This is a genomic window from Salinispora tropica CNB-440, from assembly GCF_000016425.1.
In the GTDB taxonomy this organism is placed as follows: domain Bacteria; phylum Actinomycetota; class Actinomycetes; order Mycobacteriales; family Micromonosporaceae; genus Micromonospora; species Micromonospora tropica.
Map to the genome: position 1 here is coordinate 2,023,890 of NC_009380.1, position 22,611 is coordinate 2,046,500.

Annotated in this window: 24 protein-coding genes; 17 read left to right on the forward strand and 7 right to left on the reverse strand. The window is 71.1% G+C overall.

The genetic code is table 11. The annotated features are described in order from the left end of the window. Window positions 1-32: 32 nt before the first annotated feature. The gene (locus STROP_RS26005) at window positions 33-155 is read right to left on the reverse strand and encodes a hypothetical protein (protein ID WP_018830358.1); all 123 of its coding nucleotides are present in this window, start codon (window positions 153-155) and stop codon (window positions 33-35) included. 157 nt (window positions 156-312) lie between these two features. On the opposite strand from STROP_RS26005, the gene STROP_RS08915 reads away from it, so the two are divergent. Beyond that, on the forward strand, window positions 313-1,809 hold the full coding sequence (locus tag STROP_RS08915; RefSeq protein WP_011905662.1) for a glycoside hydrolase family 3 protein: 1,497 nt from the start codon (window positions 313-315) through the stop codon (window positions 1,807-1,809). Window positions 1,810-1,864: 55 nt separating this feature from the next. Here the strand turns inward: STROP_RS08915 and STROP_RS08920 are convergent, their stop codons facing one another. After that, entirely contained in the window at window positions 1,865-3,076 is a 1,212-nt protein-coding gene (locus tag STROP_RS08920; RefSeq protein ID WP_011905663.1) for a cysteine desulfurase-like protein, read from the reverse strand. Window positions 3,077-3,148: 72 nt separating this feature from the next. Here STROP_RS08920 and STROP_RS08925 point away from each other — a divergent pair, with 72 nt between their 5' ends. From STROP_RS08925 to STROP_RS08950, 6 genes are all read left to right on the forward strand, one after another. Then, the gene (locus STROP_RS08925; RefSeq protein WP_011905664.1) at window positions 3,149-3,517 is read left to right on the forward strand and encodes a hypothetical protein; all 369 of its coding nucleotides are present in this window, start codon (window positions 3,149-3,151) and stop codon (window positions 3,515-3,517) included. A 259-nt stretch (window positions 3,518-3,776) separates the two neighbouring features. Then, a complete protein-coding gene (locus STROP_RS08930) occupies window positions 3,777-4,979 on the forward strand; it encodes a mechanosensitive ion channel family protein (protein ID WP_011905665.1) in 1,203 nt (400 codons plus the stop codon). A 269-nt stretch (window positions 4,980-5,248) separates the two neighbouring features. Then, window positions 5,249-5,704, forward strand: a complete 456-nt coding sequence (locus STROP_RS08935) for a phage holin family protein (RefSeq protein ID WP_011905666.1) — start codon at window positions 5,249-5,251, stop codon at window positions 5,702-5,704. Beyond that, window positions 5,701-6,015 (forward strand): DUF3618 domain-containing protein, encoded by a 315-nt coding sequence (locus STROP_RS08940; protein WP_011905667.1) that lies wholly within the window; start codon window positions 5,701-5,703, stop codon window positions 6,013-6,015. Before STROP_RS08935 ends, STROP_RS08940 begins: the two co-directional genes overlap by 4 nt. Then, on the forward strand, window positions 6,012-6,281 hold the full coding sequence (locus tag STROP_RS08945; RefSeq protein WP_011905668.1) for a DUF4235 domain-containing protein: 270 nt from the start codon (window positions 6,012-6,014) through the stop codon (window positions 6,279-6,281). Before STROP_RS08940 ends, STROP_RS08945 begins: the two co-directional genes overlap by 4 nt. A gap of 297 nt (window positions 6,282-6,578) precedes the next feature. After that, window positions 6,579-6,782, forward strand: coding sequence for a cold-shock protein (locus STROP_RS08950; RefSeq protein ID WP_011905669.1), 204 nt, complete (start codon window positions 6,579-6,581; stop codon window positions 6,780-6,782). A 116-nt stretch (window positions 6,783-6,898) separates the two neighbouring features. Here STROP_RS08950 and STROP_RS08955 read toward each other — a convergent pair whose 3' ends face one another. Both STROP_RS08955 and STROP_RS08960 read right to left on the reverse strand, forming a co-directional pair. Continuing rightward, entirely contained in the window at window positions 6,899-7,138 is a 240-nt protein-coding gene (locus STROP_RS08955) for a hypothetical protein (RefSeq protein ID WP_018830353.1), read from the reverse strand. Then, window positions 7,132-8,115 carry an aldo/keto reductase gene (locus tag STROP_RS08960; RefSeq protein ID WP_011905671.1) on the reverse strand — a complete coding sequence of 328 codons (984 nt, stop codon included), beginning with the start codon at window positions 8,113-8,115 and terminating at the stop codon, window positions 7,132-7,134. The genes STROP_RS08955 and STROP_RS08960 overlap by 7 nt, the downstream gene beginning before the upstream one ends. 82 nt (window positions 8,116-8,197) lie before the next feature. Here STROP_RS08960 and STROP_RS08965 point away from each other — a divergent pair, with 82 nt between their 5' ends. Then, window positions 8,198-8,995, forward strand: a complete 798-nt coding sequence (locus tag STROP_RS08965) for a trans-aconitate 2-methyltransferase (RefSeq protein ID WP_011905672.1) — start codon at window positions 8,198-8,200, stop codon at window positions 8,993-8,995. After that, window positions 8,992-10,014: an adenosine deaminase gene (locus tag STROP_RS08970; RefSeq protein WP_011905673.1), complete on the forward strand. Its 1,023-nt coding sequence runs from the start codon at window positions 8,992-8,994 to the stop codon at window positions 10,012-10,014. The genes STROP_RS08965 and STROP_RS08970 overlap by 4 nt, the downstream gene beginning before the upstream one ends. Before the next feature lie 194 nt (window positions 10,015-10,208). On the opposite strand, the gene STROP_RS08975 is transcribed toward STROP_RS08970, so the two are convergent. Next, entirely contained in the window at window positions 10,209-11,291 is a 1,083-nt protein-coding gene (locus tag STROP_RS08975) for a HAMP domain-containing sensor histidine kinase (protein WP_011905674.1), read from the reverse strand. A gap of 20 nt (window positions 11,292-11,311) precedes the next feature. Beyond that, window positions 11,312-12,001, reverse strand: coding sequence for a response regulator transcription factor (locus tag STROP_RS08980; RefSeq protein ID WP_018830351.1), 690 nt, complete (start codon window positions 11,999-12,001; stop codon window positions 11,312-11,314). Between the two features lie 73 nt (window positions 12,002-12,074). On the opposite strand from STROP_RS08980, the gene STROP_RS08985 reads away from it, so the two are divergent. The 3 genes from STROP_RS08985 (at window position 12,075) to STROP_RS08995 (ending at window position 15,703) form a co-directional block, all read left to right on the forward strand. Next, window positions 12,075-12,995 carry an ADP-ribosylglycohydrolase family protein gene (locus STROP_RS08985; RefSeq protein ID WP_011905676.1) on the forward strand — a complete coding sequence of 307 codons (921 nt, stop codon included), beginning with the start codon at window positions 12,075-12,077 and terminating at the stop codon, window positions 12,993-12,995. 87 nt (window positions 12,996-13,082) lie between these two features. Then, window positions 13,083-15,098 carry a threonine--tRNA ligase gene (thrS, locus tag STROP_RS08990; RefSeq protein ID WP_011905677.1) on the forward strand — a complete coding sequence of 672 codons (2,016 nt, stop codon included), beginning with the start codon at window positions 13,083-13,085 and terminating at the stop codon, window positions 15,096-15,098. Between the two features lie 92 nt (window positions 15,099-15,190). Further along, window positions 15,191-15,703: an HIT family protein gene (locus STROP_RS08995; RefSeq protein WP_026275011.1), complete on the forward strand. Its 513-nt coding sequence runs from the start codon at window positions 15,191-15,193 to the stop codon at window positions 15,701-15,703. Between the two features lie 70 nt (window positions 15,704-15,773). Here the strand turns inward: STROP_RS08995 and STROP_RS09000 are convergent, their stop codons facing one another. Beyond that, window positions 15,774-17,927: an elongation factor G-like protein EF-G2 gene (locus STROP_RS09000; RefSeq protein WP_011905679.1), complete on the reverse strand. Its 2,154-nt coding sequence runs from the start codon at window positions 17,925-17,927 to the stop codon at window positions 15,774-15,776. Window positions 17,928-18,176: 249 nt separating this feature from the next. On the opposite strand from STROP_RS09000, the gene pgsA reads away from it, so the two are divergent. The 5 genes from pgsA to pdxS all read left to right on the forward strand — a co-directional run bounded on the left by pgsA (window position 18,177) and on the right by pdxS (window position 22,547). Continuing rightward, a complete protein-coding gene (gene pgsA, locus STROP_RS09005; RefSeq protein ID WP_011905680.1) occupies window positions 18,177-18,812 on the forward strand; it encodes a phosphatidylinositol phosphate synthase in 636 nt (211 codons plus the stop codon). A 22-nt stretch (window positions 18,813-18,834) separates the two neighbouring features. Next, window positions 18,835-19,767 carry a phosphatidylinositol mannoside acyltransferase gene (locus STROP_RS09010; protein ID WP_011905681.1) on the forward strand — a complete coding sequence of 311 codons (933 nt, stop codon included), beginning with the start codon at window positions 18,835-18,837 and terminating at the stop codon, window positions 19,765-19,767. Window positions 19,768-19,782: 15 nt separating this feature from the next. Continuing rightward, entirely contained in the window at window positions 19,783-20,943 is a 1,161-nt protein-coding gene (locus tag STROP_RS09015) for a glycosyltransferase family 4 protein (RefSeq protein ID WP_011905682.1), read from the forward strand. A 63-nt stretch (window positions 20,944-21,006) separates the two neighbouring features. Further along, window positions 21,007-21,501: a hypothetical protein gene (locus tag STROP_RS09020; protein ID WP_026275010.1), complete on the forward strand. Its 495-nt coding sequence runs from the start codon at window positions 21,007-21,009 to the stop codon at window positions 21,499-21,501. A gap of 125 nt (window positions 21,502-21,626) precedes the next feature. Continuing rightward, a complete protein-coding gene (gene pdxS / locus STROP_RS09025; protein ID WP_011905684.1) occupies window positions 21,627-22,547 on the forward strand; it encodes a pyridoxal 5'-phosphate synthase lyase subunit PdxS in 921 nt (306 codons plus the stop codon). Window positions 22,548-22,611: the final 64 nt, after the last annotated feature.

Genomic DNA, 22,611 nt, shown 5'->3' on the forward strand with positions numbered 1-22,611 from the left:
GTCCGGGTTGACCGGTGGCGCATGGAGAGGGCTCAGCGGCGGAAGATCGTTCGGATCGCGGCGACCAGCAGTAGGCCGCCTGCCACCACGCCGAGGAGACGTACGCCGGGGACATCGGCCGGGCTCGTCGCCTCGGCCAGGAGTTCGGGATCCATTCCTAGACTCTCCCGGGCCGGCCGCCACTTCAGCAACTGTTAGGTTTATTGACTATTTATTCGCGTGATGTGACCATGACATGGCGCCATCGCCGGGCGCAGGGACCCGGGGGAGGGGCATGATCGACTGGATTGCGAAGCGACCCGAGGTGGAGGCGTGACCACAAGTGAGGCCAACCTCGCGTCCCTGGCCGCCACCGTCCTTCAGCCGGGCTTCGTCGGTACCACCGCCCCGTCCTGGGTGCGCCGCTGGTTGGGGGACGGTCTCGGCGCGGTGGTGCTCTTCGCCCGCAACGTGGTCGACTCGGAGCAGGTCGCCGCGCTGACCGCGACGCTGCGCGCGGAGCGGTCGGATGTCATCGTCGCCATCGATGAGGAAGCCGGTGACGTGACCCGGATCGAGTCGGGTCTCGGCAGTTCCCGCCCCGGTAACCTGGCCCTCGGCGTGGTCGACGATCCGCTCCTGACCGAGGAGGTGGCCCACGACCTCGGCACGGAGCTGGCGGCGCTCGGGATCACCCTGAACTATGCGCCGGACGCCGACGTCAACTCCAATCCGGACAATCCGGTGATCGGAGTCCGCTCCTTCGGCGCGGATCCGAACCTCACCGCCCGGCACACCGCCGCCTGGGTGCGGGGCCTACAAGCCGGCGGTGTCGCCGCCTGCGCCAAACACTTCCCCGGGCACGGTGACACCCAGGTCGACTCCCACCACGGCCTGCCCCGGATCGCCGGTGATCGGAGCCGGCTGGACGCGGTGGAGCTGACCCCGTTTCGCGCCGCGATCTCCGCGGGCGTGCAGGCGATCATGACCGGCCACCTGTTCGTGCCCGCGCTGGACCCGGACCTACCGGCCACCCTGAGCCGCCGGATCCTCACCGGCCTGCTCCGGGACGAGCTGGGCTTCGCGGGGGTCGTGGTGACCGACGCGGTGGAGATGCGCGCGGTCGCCGACCGTTATGGCTTCACCGGCGCCGCGGTACGTGCCCTGGCCGCAGGTGCCGACGCCATCTGTGTCGGTGGTGAGCACGCCGACGAGGACGCGGCCCGGCGGCTGCGGGACGCGATCGTGGCCGCCGTTGCGGCGGGAACACTGCCCGAGGAACGCCTCGTCGAGGCGGCCAAGCGAGTCGACCAACTCGCCGCCGCCACCGCCGCCCGCCGGGGCGGTCGGCCCGTTCGCCCAGCGGCCAGGGATGGCTCGGCGGTGGGGTTCGCCGCCGCCCGCCGGGCCATCCGGGTCACGACGGACCGCGCCGGGCTGGGTACGCTGCCGCTGATCGGCCCCGCCCACGTGGTCGAGTTCGAATCGCCCCGCAACCTCGCGATCGGCACGGAGACCGCGTGGGGCGTCGCCGCGCCCCTGGCAGAGCTGCTACCAGGTACCACCGGCGTTCGGTACGCCGAGGCCGAGGTGCCCCCGGACCTCACCGCCGACGCCGGTGGTCGCCACCTCGTCCTCGTCGTCCGTGACCTGCACCGGCACCCGTGGATGCGGGCGGCCGTGACGCGCGCTTTGGCCGGCCGCCCGGATGCCGTCGTGGTCGAGCTGGGCGTACCCGAACTGGTCACCGGGGCGGTGCACGTCGCCACCTATGGCGCGACCCGAGCCGGCAGTCGGGCCGCGGCGGAGCTCCTGACCGGGATCGGCTGATCGCGGGTCGCGGCGGCCTGTGGAACGGGCTCGGTTGTTCGCGGGCCGAAGCGCGTCAGCGGTCGGGGAAGAGCCTCGCCATCTCGTCGAGCAGCCGATCCACGTCGGTGACAGTGTTGTAGTGGTACAAGCTGACGCGTACCGCCCCGCCGCTGTCCCGTAGCCCCAACGTCTGGAAGTACTCGTAGGCGTAGTAGTCACCGGCGGAGAGGCAGAGCCCCGCCGCGCCGAGCGCCGCCTGGGTTTCGGCCGGAGACCGGCCGGCCAACCGGAACGAGACCGTGGGGCAGCGGCGGGCCGGCGAGCCGAGCACGGTGACCCCGGGCAGCGCGGCGAGACCGTCGAGCAGTCGCGCCAAAAGCCCCTCCTCGTACGCGCGAGCCGCGTTCAGGCTGGTGCGCAGCCGCTCCCGCCGGCTTCCGGTGGCCGTCGGGTCCAGCCCGGCGAGGTGGTCCACGGCGACGGCCACCCCGGCCAACAGCGGAAAGCTGGGCGTGCCGTACTCGAATCGGTCGGGTACGGAGTCGGCGGCGGGACGCAGCTTCGCCGGGTACAGGTACTCCCAGCACGCCGGATCCGCCGCCACCGCGGCCACGTGGGGACCCGACCACTTGTAGGCGCTGGTGACCAGGAAGTCAGCGCCCAACGCGGTGCGGTCGGTCGGACCGTGCGGCACCGAGTGCACACCGTCCACGCAGACCAGCGCTCCGACGGCGTGGGCCGCCTTGGCGATCGCCGCCACCTCGGGCATCGTGCCGATCGCATTGCTGGCGGCGGTGACCGCTACCAACCGGGTCCGCTCGTTGACCAGATTGCCGTACTGGCCGGCCGGCAGCTCACCGGTGTGCACATCGAACTCGGCCCACCGTACGGTTGCGCCCGCCGCCTCGGCTGCCTGGATCCATGGCCGGACGTTGGCGTCGTGGTCGAGTCGGGACACCACCACCTCGTCTCCTGGTCGCCACGTCGCCCCGAGGGCGCGGGCCAGGGTGTAGGTGAGCGCCGTCGCGCTCGGGCCCAGCACCACCCCCTCCGGAACCGCGCCGAGCAGGTCGGCCACGGCCGTACGGGCGGCGGCCACCAGCTCCAGTGAGCGTCGGCCGGGAAGGTTGCCGCCGCTGCGGTTGCCGAGCGCCGCACCCATGGTCTCGGCCACCGCGGAAATCACCGGCGCGGCGGTCTGGGTGCCTCCGGCACCGTCGAAGTGGACGTGGCCCTCGGCCAGGGCAGGGTACGCGGCCCGAATGCGGGCGATGTCGAACGGCATGAGCGGACCCTAGCCCGTGCTGGCGAAGGCGGCCGAGGGTCGGTACGGCGACCGTCTCGTACCCTGGGGGCCGTGACGAACCGACGCGCTTCCCTCCCCCCGAAAACCCCCCGTCGGGCCGCCGGCCTCCTCGTCGGCCTGGCACTCGGCGCCGCCGTGCTGGCCGGTTGCGGCTCCTCCGAGGGAGTCTCCACCGACTGTGGGCTGGACGGCTGCATGGTCACCTTCGACCGCGACACCAACGCCGAGACCAGCATCCTCGGTGTTCAGGCCAAGTTGATCGGCGCCCAGGACGACCAGGTGACCGTCGAGGTCGCCGGCGAGCAGCTCACCCTCACCACCGGGCAGCCGGCCGCCGAGGTCGGCGGGCTCTCGGTCACGCTGGACAACGTCAACGCCGACCAGGTCGCTATCCGGGTGGCCCAGGGTTCGGGGGGCTGACCGCCTGGATCCCCGTTCGCCCCGGGGTGGATTCCCCGTTCGCCCCGGGGTGGATTCGCCGAGGCTACTGCCGTTGGCGTGGCGTACGGTAGCTCCGGGCAGGTGCCGTCAGCGTCATCGCTCCGGCATCCTCCTTCGGTGCCTTCTGCCTCCTCCGCTGTTGTGACCAGAAGGTCTGAGCTGGTCGGCCCGGCCAATCGCCGGCACCATTGGGCCTTCGCCGGGCGTCCCGACGTCCGGTTGGTGAGGAGGAGAGACCGTGCAGAGCTATCTCGGGACGATCATCGCCGCGCTTGCCGCCGCGGCGGGCGCCCTGTTCGTGGTCGGCGTCGCGCACCGGATAACCCGGCGGCTCGGTCAGCGTTCACTGCTGTTGACCGGGCTGGCCCAGCACGCACACCGCGCCTTCCAGGTGGCGGCGACCATCCTCGCCGTGCAGTTCGCCGTGCGGTTCACCACCGGCTACGCGACCGGTACCGGCTGGCGCCAGGCCCTACTGCACATCCTGGTTCTCGGTGTGATCGCCGCCACCGCCTGGCTGGTCGCCGCGTTGCTGGTGGTGGTCGAGGACACCGCGCTCGCCCGGTTCCAGGTCGAGGTGGCGGACAACCGGCACCGCCGGATCCGCACCCAGGTGGTGCTACTGCGTCGGTTGACCATCGCGGTGGTCATCATCCTGGCGCTCGGCGTGATGCTGATGACCTTCCCTGCCGTTCGCGGGATCGGCGCTGGGGTGCTGACCAGTGCTGGTGTGGTCGGTGTGGTGGCGGCGCTGGCCGCGCAGAGTCTGCTGGGTAACGTCTTCGCCGGCCTCCAGCTCGCCTTCAGCGACGCCGTACGCCTCGGCGACGTGGTGGTCGTGGACGGAGAGTGGGGTCGGATCGAGGAGCTGACCCTCAGCTACGTGGTGTTGCGAATCTGGGACGACCGGCGGTTGATCCTGCCCACGTCGTACTTCACCAGCAAGCCGTTCCAGAACTGGACCCGGACCGAGGCCGCGGTGCTCGGTACCGCCGAGTTCGACGTCGACTGGTCGATCTCGGTGCAGGCGATGCGGGAGGAGCTACGTCGCCTGGTGGAGAACAGCGAACTGTGGGACGGCCGAGTCTGCGTGTTGCAGGTGATCGACGCCACCGGCGGCATGATCAAAGTGCGCGCGTTGGTCAGCGCGGAGAACGCCGGCAGCCTCTGGGATCTGCGCTGCCTGGTCCGCGAGCACCTGGTCGCCTGGGTGTGGGAGCAGCGGCCGACCGCGATGCCCCGCACGCGGGCCGAGGTCGGTGATGCCGGGGGCGGCCAGCCGTGGCAGTGGGTCCCGCCCCGCCACCGGCCCCAGACAGCGGGCGGCCTCGCCGACGGTGCGGGGTCCGACGATGCGCGGATCTTCGGCGGCAGCGAGGACGGCGCGGCCCGCAGCGAGGCCTTCGTTGGCCCGGACGAGCCGGCTGACTCCCGCCGCTAACCGCCTCCGTCCGCCGGCTGGTTAGGCCTGACCGGCTGCCCGTGATGAGCATCCACCGCTGTCGTCGGCTGCGCCGGCTTGGCCGGGGGAGTTAGCGTGACGTGGTCGGGCGGGGGACGTTGGGCCGAGCGAGAGACGTTTGGAACGGCGTTTTGGGGGGACCTGCTGCGCGACCCCGTGACCTGCGTCGCGTGGTGGCAGCACAGGCGACGGATCGACGGACGGCTCCCTGGGGGCATGGAGCGCGGTGACGAGGAGAGGAGGACAGCATGGCTGACGTGGCGAACGCCCGCCCAACCCAGGCCGGGAGCGAGCCGTCCACCGCCGAACTGGTGCAGCGGGCCACGGAGCAGGTTTCCCGGCTGGTCCGCGACGAGCTGACGCTGGCCCGAGCGGAGTTGGCCCAGAAGGGGAAGCACGCCGGAATCGGCATCGGCCTCTTCGGTGGCGCCGGGGTGCTGGCACTCTACGGGCTCGGTGCGCTCGCGGCGACGGTGATCCTGCTGCTCGCCCTGGTCGTGCCCGCCTGGGTGGCCGCCCTGATCGTCGCGGTGGTGCTCTTCGTCGCCGCCGGGGTTCTCGCCCTGGTCGGCAAGAAGCAGGTCACTCAGGCGGTCCCGCCGGTGCCGGCGGGCACGGTGCGCAGCGTCCGGGCGGATGTCGATACCGTCACCGCGGCGGTGAAGGATGGGAGAGCCGCGGTGCAGGACGGGAGACGGGCATGACAGGTAACGGGCGGGCCAGCGGGGACACCGAGGCCCTCCGGGAGGAGATCCGGCGGACCCGGATCGAACTCAGCGAAACCATGGAGGCACTGGCCGCCAAGGCCGATGTGAAGAAGCGTCTGCGCTCCTCGGCCGAGCAGGCGAAGGGGCGGATGCGCGAGCAGGCGACCGTGGCGGCGGCCCGGGTACGCGGGCGGGCCCGGCCGCGAGGTGAACGGGTTCACGGCAGTTCGGTGCCGTTCACCGCGTTGGCTGCGGGTGCGGTGGCCGCCGTCGTCGTACTGATGATCGTCCGGGGGAGGCGTCGGTGAGCAAAGGATTGGGAAAGGCCGCCTACAAACCGGTCGGCATTCTGCTGGGTTTCGCCGCCGGTGCCGCTGCGGGCGCCATCTTCGAGCAGGTGTGGAAGGTGGCGGGTGCTGGCGAGGCGCCGAACGCCACCGACGAGGACCGCGGTTGGGGCGAGATCCTGGCCGCGGCGGCGTTGCAGGGGGCGATCTTCGCGGTCGTCCGGGCGGCCGTGGACCGGGGCGGGGCGGTGGGGCTGCGCCGGATGACGGGCAACTGGCCGAAGTGACGACGGCTCGGTTTTGGGCTGGCGCTCGTCGAATTCAGGGCGGCATGCGGCCTTTCCGCCGGTTTGCGGGGGCCAGCCGGACCGATCTTTGGCATCCGACAGGTCACATGTCAGAGAATTTCGTCCGGTAGGCTGTGCAGAGTTTTTGCGTACGTGGTTTGCTGTTCCACGCTGTTGAAGAGATGGCGTGGGTTGAGAGAAGTCTCCTTCATCGGGGGCCGCCTCAGGCGCCGCTGCTCGAAAACGGCCAACCGGCCGCACGGCGTGCTCGGCCGCCAGTTTTAGAAGGAGATACACATGGCGCAGGGAACCGTGAAGTGGTTCAACGCTGACAAGGGCTTCGGCTTCATCACCGTCGACGGCGGGGGTGCTGACGTGTTCGTCCACTTCTCGGCCATCCAGACCAGCGGCTACCGCACGCTGGAGGAGAACCAGCGGGTGGAGTTCGAGATCGCCCAGGGTCAGAAGGGTCCGCAGGCCGAGCAGGTCCGCCCCCTCTGAACCACGCCGACCGGCGTACTGCCGGTCAATGGCTGATCCGGCTCGCCCGGATCGACGTGAACCCCGCATCCCACTCCGGGATGCGGGGTCTCGTCGTTGTGGGGGTCCTGTGGGGCTCAGCGGCGGCGGGTGCGTAGGCCGAGCCAGAGCGCGACCAACCCGGCGAGCGCGAGCACCGGACCGGCGACCGCCCAGAGCCGTACTCCGGTCATCACACTGCCCTCGATGTATCCCAGCCCCTGTACCGTCCAGAGGGCTCCGAGCACCACGGCCAGTAGCCCGAGCGCGAGTGCCAGCCAGCCCCGTAGCACGACTTCCCGTTCCCGCCCGCCTGGGGCGTTCGTCCCGTTCACCACCGGTCGTGGACCTGCGGCCGAACCAGGTCGTCGTACACGTCGGCGACGACAGCACCTTCCTGGTCGGAGAGGCTCCGCTGGCTGGCTGTCTCGGCATTCGTCCGGGCCTGGGTCACGTCCCGGGCACCGGGGATCACCACCGTCATCCCGGGCTGGTCGATGACCCAGCGCAGCGCGAACTGCGCCATCGTCCGCTCCGTGCCGACCAGCGGCGCGAGCCGGCGGACAGCGGCCAGGCCGCGGGTGAGGTCGACGCCGGCGAAGGTTTCACCGACGTCGAACGCCTCGCCCCGCCGGTTGTAGGTGCGGTGGTCGTTCGGGGCAAAGGTGGTGTGTTCGTCGTATCGGCCGGAGAGTAACCCACTGGCCAGCGGTACCCGGGCGATGATGCCGACGCCGGCCTCGGCGGCAGCCGGTAGGACCCGCTCCAGGGGCTTGTGGCGCAGCGCGTTGAGGATGATCTGGACGCTGGCCACTCCGGGCCGAGCGATTGCGGTGAGCGCCTCCGCGCAGGTCTCCACACTCACGCCGTATCCAGCGATCCGTTCCTCGGCGACCAGGGTGTCGAGGGCCTCGAAGACCGCGTCGTCGGCGAAGACCGGTGTCGGTGGGCAGTGCAGTTGCACCAGGTCGAGGATGTCGACCCCGAGGTTCCTCCGGGACCGGTCGGTCCACTCTCGGAGGTGGGCGAGGGTGTACGCCTCGGGCCGCTGCTCCACCCGTCGGCCCGTCTTCGTCGCGACGGTGAGGTCGGCGTCGGGCCGGGTGCGCAGGAACCGGCCGATCAACGTCTCGCTGCGCCCGTCGCCGTAGACATCGGCGGTGTCGAGGAAGGAGACCCCGGAGTCGACGGCGGCGGCGAGGACGCTCAGGGCGGCCTCCTCGCTGACGGTGCCCCAGTCGGCTCCGAGCTGCCAGGTGCCGAGGCCAACCACGCCGACGGCACGGTTCAGCCTGGGAAAGGTGCGCTGCTCCATGAGGTGAGCCTAATGATTCAGGCTTGTCCAGACTCACGGTGGGCCTTAATCTAACAAGACGTACGTACGGTTTGGGGGCGTCATGTGGGATCCGATGACATATCTGCGCTACGGCGACGAACGGGCCCGGCCGTTCCATGACCTGCTTGCCCGGGTGCCGACCGTCCGGCCCCGGGCGGTGGTTGACCTCGGCTGTGGGCCCGGCACGTTGACCGCCCTCCTCGCCGAACGCTGGCCCGGCAGCCGGATCACCGGCCTCGACGCCGCACCGGAGATGATCGACCGGGCCGCCAGGCTGGACAGCCCGGTGGAGTTCGCCGTCGCCGATGTCCACCACTGGCGCCCGGGCCGAGACCAGGACGTCGTCATCAGCAACGCCGTGCTCCAGTGGGTACCCGACCACCGGGCCCTGCTCACCCGCTGGGCTCGCGAGCTGCCCGCTGGCGCCGTCATCGCGGTGCAGGTGCCGGGTAACTTCGACGCGCCGTCGCACCGGGCACTGCGGACGGTGGCCAACCGTCCTGCCTGGCGCACGCTGCTCGGCCCGCTGCTCCGCGAGGCACCCGTGGACGACTCGGTCGGCTACGCCCGACTGTTGGCCACCGAGGGCTGCACGGTGGACGCCTGGGAGACTAGCTACGTGCACCTGCTTCCGGCTCCGGCCGACGCTGACCATCCGGTGCTGCGTTGGATGGAGGGGACCGCGCTGCGTCCGGTGCGCGCCACGCTCGACGCCGCCAGCTGGGCCGACTTTCGGGTGGAACTGGGCGTACGGCTCGCCGAGGCGTACCCGGTGCAGCAGGGCCAGGTGTGCTTTCCGTTCCGCCGCGTCTTTTTCGTTGCCCGTACCGCCGCCGCCCGCGGAGAGGAGAACCTGTGACTGACCTGTCCACCTTCGTCGCCGGACTACCCAAGGCAGAGCTGCACGTGCACCACGTCGGCTCCGCCTCGCCCCGGATCGTCGCCGAGTTGGCCGCCCGGCACGAGGGGCGTAGCCCGGTCCCGGCCGACCCGGCCGCCCTCGCCGACTACTTTGCCTTCCGCGACTTCGCGCACTTCGTCGAGGTCTACCTGAGCGTGGTGGACCTGATCCGGGACCAGGAGGACGTCTGGCTCCTCACCCACGAGGTGGCCCGGGAACTGGCCCGCCAGCAGGTCCGCTACGCGGAGCTGACGGTCACCCCGTACTCGCACGTGCACCGTGGCATTCCCGCGCCGGCGTTCTGCGAGGCGATCGAGGACGCTCGCAAACGGGCGGCCGCCGACTTCGGTATCGAGCTGCGCTGGTGCTTCGACATCCCCGGTGAAGCCGGCCTGCCGGCCGCCGAGGAGACCCTGCGGATCAGCCTGGACGAGCGCCCCGACGGCCTGATCAGCTTCGGGCTGGGTGGCCCGGAGATCGGTGTGCCCCGACCCCAGTTCAAGCCGTACTTCGACCAGGCGCGGGCGGCCGGCCTTCGGTCGGCGCCGCACGCCGGGGAGACCACCGGGGCGCAGACCGTCTGGGACGCGCTGCGTGACCTGGGCGCCGAACGAATCGGACACGGCATCGCCGCCGTCGAGGACCCCGAACTGCTCGAGTTCCTGGCTGAGCGGCAGATCGCCCTGGAGGTGTGTCCGACCTCCAACGTCCGCACCCGCGCGGTGCCTCGGATCGAGGAGCACCCGTTGCCCCGGTTGGTCGGTGCCGGGCTGTTGGTCACGATCAACTCCGATGATCCGCCGATGTTCGGCACCACCCTCAACGACGAGTACGCGGTGGCTGCCCGGCTGCTCGGCCTCGGTCCGCAGGGCGTCGTCGCGCTGGCCCACAACGCGGTGAGCGCGTCGTTCCTCGATCCTGCGAGCAAGCAACGGATCGCTGGGGAGATCGACGCCTACCTGGCGCGCGCGTCCTGACATGGGGTGCGCGCGGCGGGAGGAGGGGGGGAACGGGTTCCCGCCGCGCGCACGGCTCCACCGGCCGGGGCTGCGCTGGGCGGCGGGCCGGTGAAATGGTGGGTCGCCCCCGATCCTGGCAGACCGGGGCTGGCGCAGCGCCGGCGTTAAGCCGGATCTAAGGAGAACTTACGCGTGGGCACAGCTCGGTCAGTTCAGCGATCAGCCGGGCGGTACCAGTTCCAGCGCCGGCGGCTGCCGGCTTGGTCGCGGGCCTCGCGGGCCATTCGGCCTACCAGACCGAACCGGCTGACCTGCCGCGGTGTCGCCTCCGGGTCGGCCAGCAGCATCACCACGCTCGCCCCGCCCAGTCGGGCCCGGTCGATGCTGACCGAACCGTTGGCCTGCACCGCGACCCGCTTCGCGATATCCAGGCCGAGCCCGGTCGAGCCACGGTCGCTGGCACCCCGGCGCAGTGCCCGGTCCGGGTCCGCGACGCCCGGCCCGGCATCGTCGATGCGGATGGCGACGTATCCGTCCCGCCGGGAGACCGCTACCTCGAACGCCGTTCCCTGGGACGTGTAACGGAACACATTGCCGATCACCGCGTCCAGTGCGGCGGCCAGCTCCGCGCGCGGCACCGGCACCGGGATGCGCAGCTGCGCCCCGGTGACCCGGTACGGCCGGTTCTGGTCGCCGGCCAGCGCGGACCAGAACCTCATCCGTGTCCGGACCACCTCGCTGGCATCGCAGCTACCCGGTGCGGTCTCCTGGGTGGCCGCCTTACGGGTGGTCTTGATCAACTGGTCGACCTCGCCCTCCAGCGTGGCGATTGCCTGTCGGATCCGCCGGATTCCACGCCGACGATCCAGCTCTGCCTCGCTGAAGGTTCCGATGCTGGTGTCGTCCGGGTCCAGCGCCTCGGCGTCCAGCCGAAGCGCGGTCAGCGGGGTTCGTAGTCGGTGGGACAGGTCGGCCACCAGTTCCCGCTCGTCCGCGCGGGTGGCGACGAGGTGCTCGGCCATCCGGTTGAACGCGTACCCGGCCTCGACCAACTCTCGTGGACCGCTCGGCTCCACCCGGACGTTGAGGTCGCCCGCGCCGAGGGCCAGCGCTCCCTGCGCCAGGTCCCGGGCCGCGGACACCGTGCGGGTCGCCACACGATCAACCACCAGCACCGCTGCGGCGACCAGCGCCGCCGCCACGCCGACCGGAAGCCACCACGGGCTCCCGTCGCCGAAACCGGTGGCGGGCAGCGCCAGAAATGTGAGGGCCGTGAGCGTGCACACACCCGCCACGGTCAGGGCCAGCGACCACCTCAGCCGGGCGCTACCAGTCGGAGGCCCACCCCCCGCACGGTGCGCAGGTAGCGCGGCTTCGCCGCGGTCTCGCCCATTTTGCGACGTAGCCAGTAGAGGTGAACGTCGATGGTCTGGTCCTCGCCGACCGACGGTTGTCGCCATACCTCCTCCAAGAGTTCCCGGCGCGACACTACCCGGCCCGGTCGCGCGGCCAGGTACGCCAGCAGGTCGAACTCCTTACGGGTCAGTGCCAACGGCTCCCCGTCCAGTTCGGCACTGCGTTCGCCGACATCGATGCGCAGCCCGCCGACCTCGTGAACGGCGGGCTGGACTGTCCGACTGGCCCGTCCGACCCGCCGCAGCACGGTCGTGATCCGGGCGTCCAGGTGCGCCCCGGTGAACGGCTTGACCATGTAGTCGTCGGCGCCGGCGCGCAGCAGCCGGACCACCGACTGTTCGTCGTCGCGCGCGGTGGCGATGATGATCGGGATGTCGGTGATACCCCGCAGCATCCGAAGGGCGTCGGAACCGTCGAGGTCGGGCAGGCCCAGGTCGAGCACCACGAGGTCGGGTGTCTCCGCCGCCACCCGGCGCAGGGCCTCGAGCGCGGTGCCAACAGCGTGTACGGCGTGCCCCCGGCCGGTGAGGGAGCGCAGCATTGCGCCGCGGACGACGTGATCGTCTTCGACCAGGAGCACGTTGGCCACTCCAAGACGGTACTCGGTACGGCAAGCTGGTCGCGTTGCGGCATCGCGGCGAAAGCGGCAAGCTGGTACAACGATGTCCTTCACCCTCTTCGCCGACACGAGGCTCGCGCTCGCCCGGGACGCGTTGGCCGGGCTGTCGGTCGGTGACGCCCTCGGCTCCCAGTTCTTCGTCCCCGGTCGCCAGCCGGCCGACCTGGCCGCCGGCTGGCTCCCGCCGTCCCCGTGGGAGTGGACCGACGACACCGAGATGGCCTGCTCGATCGTCGCCGCGCTCGGCGAGACCGGGTGGATCGACCGGGACGCGCTCGCCCTGGCCTTCGCCGAGCGGTGCGAACCGTACCGGGGATACGGTCGGGGGGCGGTCGGCCTCCTACGGCTGATCCGCACCGGCACCCCATGGCCGGTGGCCGCGGCCTCCGCCTTCGCCGGGCAGGGCTCCTGCGGCAACGGCGCCGCGATGCGGGTCGGGCCGCTCGGGGCATACTTCGCTGACTCGAGCACCCGCGCGGCCGCCCAGGCCCGCGCCTCGGCCGAGGTGACCCACGCCCATCCGGAGGGCATCGCCGGTGCGGTGGCGGTGGCGGTGGCGGCGTCGCTGGCCGCCCGGGGCCGGCTGAACGGTCACCGCCCAGCGCCGGAGCGACTGCTCGCAGGGGTCGCTGCCGCGCTCGACCCAGCGACCGACGTGCACCGTGGGGTCTGTCGGGCCGCGGGTCTGCTCGGCCGTCCGCTGGGAACGGCGGTCGCCGAACTCGGCAACGGGTCCCGTGCTACCGCACCGGACACTGTCGCCTTCACCTGCTGGGTCGCCGCCGCTCACCTTGACGACTACCCGGCGGCCGTGCGGGCCTGCGTCGAGGCGGGCGGGGACATGGACACCACCACGGCGATCGTCGGCGCGATCGTCGCGGCCCACACCGGCGTCGGCACCCCGACCGGAGTGCCGACCGAGTGGGTGGACGCCCGCGAACCGCTGCCGGACTGGTTGCCCTGAGAGCCGGTGGCCCGGCCGCGGCGGGTGCGCGGCGGGTCGACCGATAGCATCGGCAGCGAGTCGTACCGTCTGCCATGAGGAGTCACCGTGTCCGCACCCCGTAACCCCGTCGTGGCCGACCCCGTTGTCGTGGCCGCCGGGACGACGGCGGCCGACGCGGTCGCGGCGGCCGGACTGCCGATGACCGGTCGCGGTGCGGTCGTCGTGGTGCGGGACCCGCGGGGCCAGCTTCGCGACCTTGACTGGACCCCGGAACAGGAGACCATGGTCGAGCCGGTCGGCATCGACACCCCGGACGGGCTGGCCGTGCTCCGGCACTCCACGGCCCATGTGCTCGCCCAGGCCGTGCAGGATCTCTTTCCCGAGGCGAAGCTGGGCATCGGCCCGCCGATCGAGAATGGCTTCTACTACGACTTCGCGGTTGACCAGCCGTTCCAGCCCGAGGACCTGACGAAGCTGGAAAAGCGGATGCAGGAGATCATCAAGTCTGGTCAGCGGTTCCGCCGCCGCCGCTTCCGGGACCTGGACGAGGCCCGTGGCGAACTCGCGGCTGAGCCGTTCAAACTGGAGCTGATCGAGCTCAAGGGCGACGGGCTGGACTCCTCCCAGGTGATGGAGGTTGGCGGCGGCGAACTGACCAGCTACGACAATCTCGCCGCCGACGCGGACAAGGTCTGCTGGTCGGATCTGTGCCGCGGTCCGCACCTGCCGAACACCCGACTGATCGGGGCGTTCAAGCTGATGCGGTCGGCCGCTGCATACTGGCGTGGCTCGGAGAAGAACCCACAGCTACAGCGGGTGTACGGCACCGCGTGGCCGACCCGCGACGAGCTGAAGGCGTACCTGCGGTTGTTGGAGGAGGCCGCCCGGCGTGACCACCGCAAGCTGGGTGCGGACCTCGACCTGTTCAGCTTCCCCGATGAGATCGGCTCCGGCCTCCCGGTGTTTCACCCCAAGGGCGGCGTGCTCAAGCGGACGATGGAGGACTACGTCCGGTCCCGGCACATCGAGGAGGGTTTCGACTACGTCGGCACCCCGCACATCTCGAAGGAAGGCCTCTTCCACACCTCGGGCCACCTGCCGTACTACGCCGACGGGATGTTCCCGCCCATGCAGTTCGAAGGGGCGGACTACTACCTCAAGGCGATGAACTGCCCGATGCACAACCTGATCTACCGGTCGCGCGGGCGTTCCTACCGGGAACTGCCGATGCGGCTGTTCGAGTTCGGCTCGGTCTACCGGTACGAGAAGTCCGGCGTCATCCACGGGTTGACCCGGGTGCGTGGGTTCACCCAGGACGACTCGCACTCCTACTGCACCAAGGAGCAGGCACCAGCGGAGATCAAGCACCTGCTGGCCTTCGTGCTCGGCCTCCTACAGGACTTCGGTATCACCGACTTCTTCCTCGAACTGTCCACCCGCGACGACACCAAGCCGGACAAGTTCGTCGGTTCCGCCGAGGACTGGGCGACGGCGACGGCGGTGCTGGAGCAGTGCGCCCGCGACACTGGGCTCGAGCTGGTGCCGGACCCGGGGGGTGCGGCCTTCTACGGCCCGAAGATCTCGGTCCAGGCCAAGGACGCCATCGGCCGTACCTGGCAGATGTCGACGATCCAGTACGACTTCAACCAGCCGGCGGGCTTCGGGCTGGAGTACCAGGCAGCCGACGGTACCCGCCAGCAGCCGATCATGATTCACTGCGCGAAGTTCGGTTCGATCGAGCGCTTCATCGGCGTACTCACCGAGCACTACGCCGGAGCGTTCCCGGCCTGGTTGGCGCCGGTGCAGGTGGTCGGCATCCCGATCCGCGCAGAGCATACCGAGTACCTGGACGGCTTCGTCGCCGCACTGCGCGCCGCGGGTATCCGGGCCCAGGTCGACGCCGGTGACGACCGGATGCAGAAGAAGATCCGCACCGCCCAGCAGCAGAAGATCCCGTTCATGGTGATCGCTGGCGACGACGACGTGGCGGCGGGCACCATGTCGTTCCGCTACCGGGACGGCTCGCAGCGTAACGGTGTGCCGGCGGCCGAGGCGGTCAACCACGTCCTCGATGTGGTCAACTCCCGCGCCAACCAGGGCCCCTCCGCTGCCGAGGGGTGACGGGCGCCGGGCCAGCGGCTACGGCCCACCCGGCGGTGGGCCGTAGGATCGCTGCTGTGACTGGGGCGGAGGAACACACCGACAGCGACGCTATGGCCGACGGTCTGGACCGGCTCTGGACCCCCCATCGGATGACGTACATCTCCGGTGGGGACCGGCCCGAGGGCGGATACGAGCGGCCCGGCGGCTGCCCCTTCTGTCTCGCCCCCCGGCGTCCGGAGCCGGAGAACCTGGTCGTGACGCGGGGTGAGCACGTGTTCGTGGTGCTCAACCTGTACCCGTACAACCCGGGGCACCTCCTGGTCTGCCCCTACCGGCATGTTGCCGACTACACCGACCTCGACGACCGGGAGACGGCGGAGCTGGCCGCCGTTACCCAGACCGCGATGCGTGTCATCCGCAAGGTCAGCAGTGCGCACGGCTTCAACCTCGGGATGAACCAGGGCGGGGTCGCCGGCGCCGGTATCGCCGCGCACCTGCACCAGCACGTGGTGCCCCGGTGGGGCGGTGACGCCAACTTCATGCCGGTGATCGGTCGTACCAAGGTTCTGCCGCAGCTGCTCGGTGACACCCGCGCGTTGCTGGCCAGTGCCTGGCCCTCCTGACTCCGCCGATCCAGTGGTGCCGCCGCCCCGCCGGCGGACCGGAGATGGCGACCACCGTCGCGGTACGCGCTCAGGCGTCCTCTGCGCGGACCCGGTCGGCCCGGTGGCTGGGCATGGGTTCGTAGCGGGCGAACTCGCGGCGGAAGGTGCCCGTACCGGCGGTCATCGAGCGCAGCTCCACCGCGTAGCGGAGGAGTTCGGTCGCGGCGACCTCGGCGCGGACCAGCGTTCGCCCTTCGGCGGTGGTGTCGGGTTCGGTGCCGAGCACCCGGCCGTGCCGGCCGGAGAGGTCGCCCAGCACCGCGCCGACCGACCCGTCGGGCACCCGGACAACCACCTCGTCGACCGGTTCCAGCAGTATCGGCTGGCCCTTGTCGGCCGCGTCCTTGAGCGCCAGCGCACCGGCGGTCTGGAACGCCGCGTCGGAGGAGTCGACGCTGTGGGCCTTTCCGTCCACGAGCGTCACCCGCAGGTCCACAAGGGGTGCGCCAGCCGCCAGTCCCCGCTCCAGCTGGGCACGGACCCCCTTCTCCACCGATGGGATGTAGTTGTGCGGTACGGCCCCGCCCACCACCCGGTTGACGAACTCGAAGCCGGTGCCACGGGGTAGCGGTTCCACCTCGATGTCGCAGACGGCGTACTGGCCGTGCCCGCCGGACTGCTTGACGTGCCGGCCGTGCCCCTTCGCCGGCACGGTGAACGTCTCCCGAAGGGCGACCCGCACCGGTGCCGTGTCCAGCTCCACCCCGCCGCTCCGCAACCGATCCAGCACCACGTCGGCATGCGCCTCACCCATGCACCAGAGCACCAGCTGATGGGTCTCGCTGTCCCGGTGTAGCCGCAGGCTGGGGTCACCGGCCACCAGCCGGGCCAGGTTGCGGGCGAGTGCGTCCTCGTCGGCACGGGTACGCGCCACGATCGCCACCGGCAGGAGCGGCTCCGGCATCTCCCAGGGCGCGACCAGCAGCGGGTCGTCCTTGGCCGAGATGGTGTCGCCGGTCTCCGCGCTGCCCGACTTGGTGAGCGCACAGAGGTCACCGGCGACACCGGCGCGCACCTCGCGCAGCGCCGCGCCGAGCGGCGAGTAGAGGTGGGCGACCCGCTCGTCGGCGTCGTGGTCCGGGTGGCCGCGGTCAGCCAGACCATGCCCGGAGACGTGCACGACCTGTTCGGGGCGGAGCGTGCCGGAGAAGACCCGGACCAGGGAGACCCGCCCCACATGTCGGTCGATGGTGGTCTTGACCACCTCGGCGACCAGTGGCCCGGCCGGATCGCAGGCCAGCGGGGGGTGGGGGGTGCCGTCCACCCCGGTCACCGCCGGGAGGTCATGCTCCAGCGGTGAGGGGAAAGCCGCGGTGAGCACCTCCAACAGGGCGTCGAGCCCGACCCCGGTCTGCGCGCAGACCGGCACGACGGGATAGAAGTGACCGCGTGCGACCGCCTTCTCCAGATCCTCGACGAGGATGTCGGTGCCGATCTCGGCACCCTCGAGGTACCGGTCCATGAGGGTCTCGTCCTCGCTCTCGGCGATGATCCCCTCGATCAGTTCGTTGCGGGACTCGGCGATCGCCGGCAGGTGCTCCGGGTCCGGCTGCCGCACCTCGGCGGGCAGCCCGGCGGTGTAGTCGAGGATCCGGCGGGTGATCAGCCCGAGCAGTCCGGCGGTGGAGACGCCGTCGTCGCCGAGCATCGGCAGGTAGAGCGGGAGCACGTTGTCGCCGAACACCCGCTGGCAGAGGGCGACCGCCTCGTCGAAGTCCGCGCGTGGGTGGTCCAGCCGGGAGACGGCTACCGCGCGGGGCATGTTCACGGCCGCGCACTCCTCCCACAACGCGGCGGTGGTGGCATCCATCCCGTCCACGGCGGAGACGACGAAGAGCGCGGCATCGGCGGCCCGCAGCCCGGCGCGCAGCTCGCCGACGAAGTCCGCGTAGCCGGGGGTGTCCAGCAGGTTGACCTTGATCCCGTCGTGCACGAGCGGCGCGCAGGCCAGGGTCACCGACCGCTGTTGGCGGACGGCCGCCGGATCGTGGTCGCAGGTGGTGGTGCCGTCGGCGACGTTCCCGGCGCGGCCGATCGTGCCGGTCGCCGCGAGTAACGCCTCGACCAGGGTCGTCTTGCCGGCACCGGAGTGCCCGACGAGCACCACGTTGCGGATGTCTCCGGGGTGGGTCACCGCCGGTACCGCGCCGGCGACCCCCTTGTCCTGACTCTTCTGCGCCATGGGCGCACCTCCCTCAGCCGGTGTGTGGTGGCGACCGCCGCGCGCGAGAGAAAGCGGCTTGGGGCGGGTGCGCGGCGATATCCTCCGGGGTACTGCTGTTCAGCGGGAACGGGACGGGCGGAGCGGTGAGTTGCCTCACCTTTCTGGGTCGATCAGACACCCCGATGCCCGTACGGCACAAGTTCCCTCGGGCGGGTCGCCCGACCGTCCGTACCGCTGGGAGCACCGGACCGTTATCGTGGGACCGCCATGGCGAAGATCTTCCAAGTGACGGCCCGTGCGGGCATGACCCGCGTCGTCGAACCGGTCGCACGCCGCCTGCTACGTGCGGGCGTGACCCCCAACACGGTTACCGTGACGGGCACCCTCGGGGTGCTCGTCGGAGCGCTCGGCTTCGGAGCCCGCGGTCATCTCGTCGCCGGCGCGTTGATCGTCACCGTCTTCGCCCTCACCGATCTGCTGGACGGGACGATGGCCCGGATGAGCGGTGGCTCCACCCGGTTCGGGGCGTTCCTCGACTCGAGCATGGACCGGGTCGCCGACAGCGCGGTCTTCGGGGCGGTGGCCTACTACCTCGCCACTGAGGGCGACCACTCGGGGGTCGCCGCCGCGTTGCTCTGTCTGGCCGCCGGTGGACTCGTCTCGTACGTGAAGGCGCGGGCCGAAGGGCTCGGCCTGACCTGCAACGTGGGCATTGCCGAACGCACGGAGCGGCTGCTGATCGTCGGCGTCGGGGGCCTGGTGGCCGGTCTCGGCCTGAAGGTCGCCCTGCCGGCCGCGCTCTGGCTGCTCGCCGCCGTCTCGATCTTCACGGTGGGGCAGCGGATGGCCCACGTGTACCGGCAGGCCCAGCAGGTCTCCACCGCTTCGGGCAGGCAGGGGTGAGGGCGGTCGAGGGGCGGCGCCGGTGAACCTCACCGAGCTGGCCTACCTCGCGGGGTGGCGTGCGGTCCGGGCACTGCCCCGGCCGGTGGCGGCCACCGTCTTCCGGGCGGGCGCCGACCACACCTACCGCCGCGGCGGTGGTGGCACGGCCCGACTCCGCGCCAACCTGCGCCGGGTGGTGGGGCCGGAGGTTTCCGAGGCCGAGCTGGACGGGTTGGTTCGAGCCGGTCTGCGCTCCTACGCCCGGTACTGGATGGAGACGTTCCGTCTGCCCACGCTGAGCCGGGCCGAGCTGCTCGCCAGATTCCGGCTTGACCGCGAGGAGACGCTCGCCGCGGATGTGGCCGCCGGCCGCGGCGCGATCGTGGCGTTGCCGCACTCCGGCAACTGGGACATGGCGGGTGCCTGGGTCGCGGCGATGGGCTGGCCGATCGCCACCGTCGCCGAGCGGCTCAAACCCGAGGGGATCTACCAGCGCTTTCTCGCGTTCCGGCGGGGTCTGGGGATGGAGATCCTGCCCACCCACGGTGGCGAACGGCCCGCCTTCGACGTGCTGGTTGACCGGGTGAACGCCGGCTATGTGGTGCCGCTGCTCGCCGACCGGGACCTGTCGGCCCGGGGCGTGACGGTCGACTTCTTCGGTGCCCAGACCCGGATGCCGCCCGGCCCGGCCCTGCTGGCGCTCCGCACCGGTGCGCCGCTCTACGTCGCCTCCTTGTGGTATGAGCCGGATGTCGCGTGTGCCACGATCGAGGGGCCACTGGACCTGCCCGGTCCCGAGCAGGGCCCGCTCGACGTACGGGTGCGGTTGCTGGCCCAGCGGGTCGCCGACGGTCTGGCGGCGGGCATAGCCCGGCATCCGCAAGACTGGCACATGTTGCAACGGATGTGGCTGGACCAGCGCGTCACATCCAACGGCGCGGCGCAGCCCTCGCCGACTGTCGGACAGGTCTGAGGGAGGGGCGCCAACGTGCGGATCGGCATCGTGTGCCCGTACTCCCTGGATGTGCCCGGCGGCGTGCAGAACCACGTGATGGATCTCGCCGAGGCGCTGATCGGGCTCGGGCACGAGGTGAGCGTCCTGGCCCCCGCGGATGAGGAGTCGGACCTGCCGCCGTACGTGGTGCCGGCTGGTCGGGCGGTTCCGCTGCCGTACAACGGGTCGGTGGCCCGGGTCGCCTTCGGCCCGGTCTCCACCGCGCGCGTCCGCCGCTGGATCAACCGGGGCGACTTCGACGTGCTGCACGTGCACGAGCCGCTGGCGCTGAGCCTGTCGATGCTCGCCGTGCTCTCCGCGCGGGGGCCGGTGGTAGCGACCTTCCACACGGCGATGACGCGTTCTCGGGTGCTCGCCGCGGCCCAGGGGGTACTCCAGATCGTGCTGGAGCGCATCACCGCCCGGATCGCGGTGAGCGCCCTGGCACGCAAGGTGCAGGTCGAGCACATGGACGGCGGGGCGGTGGAGATCCCGAACGGGGTGGCCGTCGCGAAGTTCGCCGATGCCCAGCCGCTGCCGGGCTGGCCAGGGTCGTGCGTTCCCGGCCACGGCGGCACGATCGGCTTCCTCGGTCGCTTCACCGAAGCCCGGAAGGGCTTCCCGGTGCTGCGGGACGCGTTCGTGCAGTTGGCCTCGGAGCGTCCGGGGCTGCGTCTGCTGGTCGCCGGGCCCGGTGATCCGACCGACCTGTACGGCCAGTTCCCGGCCGAGCTGCGGGACCGAATCACCTTTCTCGGGCTGGTCTCCGAGGAGGACAAGGCGCGGATGCTGCGGAGCGTCCACCTCTACGTGGCGCCGAATACCGGCGGGGAGTCGTTCGGCATGATCCTCACCGAGGCGCTCGCGGCGGGAACCGCTGTCGTTGCGAGCGATCTCGACGCGTTTCGCCGCGTGTTGGATCGGGGCCGCGCCGGCCGCCTGTTTCGGACCGGCGATCCGGAGGCGTTACAGGCTGCGCTGGCCGACCTCCTGGACGACGCGGACGCGCGGGCTGAGCTGACCGCCTACGCGGATCAGGTGGTGGCGACCTTTGACTGGCCCACGGTTGCCCGCCGGATTCTCGAGGTGTACGCAGCCGCGATTGAGGCCGCTGACGGCCGGGTCATCGACCAGGAGTGGGTGGGGCTGGGCTGACCGATGGGACGGCGGTAGCGGGAGGCCGGCGGAGGGGAATGGAGCAGCACTACGATGCCGGGCATGTGGTGGTTGGTGGGTGTGACGCTGGTCGGCGCGCTGCTGGCGACGTACCTCGTCTGGACCGCCGGCCGGGTCGAGCGGTTGCAGGACCGGGCGGAGCTCGCGGCCCGGGCGCTCGACGCCCATCTGCTGCGCCGGGCCGCGACCGCCGCGGTGCTCGCCGAGCGTCGGTACGGCGTTGAGTTGTATGCGGCGGCACGGGTTGCCCTGGACGTGCGTCCGGACGAGCGGGAGGCCGCCGAGAACGACCTCACCCGGCAGCTACGGGCGTTACCGCTCGATTCCGACGATCCGGATACCGAGGCCGTCATCGCCGCCAGTCGACGGCTGGCCCTGGCCCGCCAGGTGCACACGGATCTGGTCCGGGACGCCCGTGCGGCCCGGGGCCGGCCGCTGGTGCGGCTGTTACGGATGGGGCGCCGGCGCCCGTGGCCGCGGTACTTCGACATCGACGAACCGACGCTGGTCGCCCCCGGGGACATAGTCGAGGACTGACCGGGTACGTGATGCCGGACACAGGGCAGGCCACCATGGGTCTGATTGGCTGTCGGGCTGCCGGGGTGGCCCCTCGTAGCATTCTCGCCAGCCACTCTCGTGCACGCCACTAGGAGCGATGAACCGTGCCCGATTCTCAGACTTCGAATTCTTCCACCAACGCCCCGGTCACCGGTACCGCCCACGTGAAGCGGGGGATGGCCGAGATGCTCAAGGGCGGTGTGATCATGGACGTGGTCACCGCAGAGCAGGCCAAGATCGCTGAGGACGCCGGTGCGGTCGCGGTGATGGCGCTGGAGCGCGTCCCCTCGGACATCCGGGCCCAGGGCGGGGTCTCCCGGATGAGCGATCCGGACATGATCGACAGCATCATGGACGCGGTCTCGATCCCGGTCATGGCCAAGGTCCGGATCGGTCACTTCGTCGAGGCGCAGATCCTCCAGTCGCTCGGTGTCGACTACGTCGACGAGTCGGAGGTACTGACCCCGGCGGACTACGCGAACCACGTCGACAAGTGGGCCTTCACGGTGCCCTTCGTCTGTGGCGCGACCAATCTGGGCGAGGCGCTGCGGCGGATCACCGAGGGCGCGGCCATGATCCGGTCGAAGGGTGAGGCCGGCACCGGCGACGTCTCCAACGCCACCACCCACATGCGGGGGATTCGTACCGAGATCCGCCGGCTCCAGTCCCTGCCCACCGACGAGCTGTACCTGGCTGCCAAGGATCTCCAGGCGCCGTACGAACTGGTCAAGGAGATCGCCGAGACGGGCAAGCTGCCGGTGGTGCTCTTCACCGCCGGTGGTATCGCCACCCCGGCCGACGCCGCCATGATGATGCAGCTCGGTGCCGAGGGGGTCTTCGTCGGCTCCGGCATCTTCAAGTCCGACAACCCGGCCCACCGGGCTGCCGCGATCGTCAAGGCCACCACCTTCCACGACGACCCGGAGACGCTGGCCAAGATCTCCCGCGGGCTCGGCGAGGCCATGGTCGGTATCAACGCCGGCACCCTTTCGCAGTCGGACCGCCTGGCCGAGCGCGGCCGGTGAGGGGAGTGCAGCCCCTGCCGACGCCGGCGGGCCGGCCGCAGGGGCTGTTCGCCACCCTCCGGAA

Excerpts from the sequence above, each read along its gene's own strand:
- STROP_RS26005 (WP_018830358.1), bottom strand. The coding sequence starts at position 155 with ATGGATCCCGAACTCCTGGCCGAGGCGACGAGCCCGGCCGATGTCCCC.
- STROP_RS08920 (WP_011905663.1), bottom strand. The coding sequence starts at position 3,076 with ATGCCGTTCGACATCGCCCGCATTCGGGCCGCGTACCCTGCCCTGGCC.
- STROP_RS08935 (WP_011905666.1), top strand. The coding sequence starts at position 5,249 with ATGGCTGACGTGGCGAACGCCCGCCCAACCCAGGCCGGGAGCGAGCCG.
- STROP_RS08940 (WP_011905667.1), top strand. The coding sequence starts at position 5,701 with ATGACAGGTAACGGGCGGGCCAGCGGGGACACCGAGGCCCTCCGGGAG.
- STROP_RS08950 (WP_011905669.1), top strand. The coding sequence starts at position 6,579 with ATGGCGCAGGGAACCGTGAAGTGGTTCAACGCTGACAAGGGCTTCGGC.
- STROP_RS08960 (WP_011905671.1), bottom strand. The coding sequence starts at position 8,115 with ATGGAGCAGCGCACCTTTCCCAGGCTGAACCGTGCCGTCGGCGTGGTT.
- STROP_RS08965 (WP_011905672.1), top strand. The coding sequence starts at position 8,198 with ATGTGGGATCCGATGACATATCTGCGCTACGGCGACGAACGGGCCCGG.
- STROP_RS08985 (WP_011905676.1), top strand. The coding sequence starts at position 12,075 with ATGTCCTTCACCCTCTTCGCCGACACGAGGCTCGCGCTCGCCCGGGAC.
- STROP_RS08995 (WP_026275011.1), top strand. The coding sequence starts at position 15,191 with ATGGCCGACGGTCTGGACCGGCTCTGGACCCCCCATCGGATGACGTAC.
- STROP_RS09000 (WP_011905679.1), bottom strand. The coding sequence starts at position 17,927 with ATGGCGCAGAAGAGTCAGGACAAGGGGGTCGCCGGCGCGGTACCGGCG.
- pgsA (WP_011905680.1), top strand. The coding sequence starts at position 18,177 with ATGGCGAAGATCTTCCAAGTGACGGCCCGTGCGGGCATGACCCGCGTC.
- STROP_RS09020 (WP_026275010.1), top strand. The coding sequence starts at position 21,007 with ATGTGGTGGTTGGTGGGTGTGACGCTGGTCGGCGCGCTGCTGGCGACG.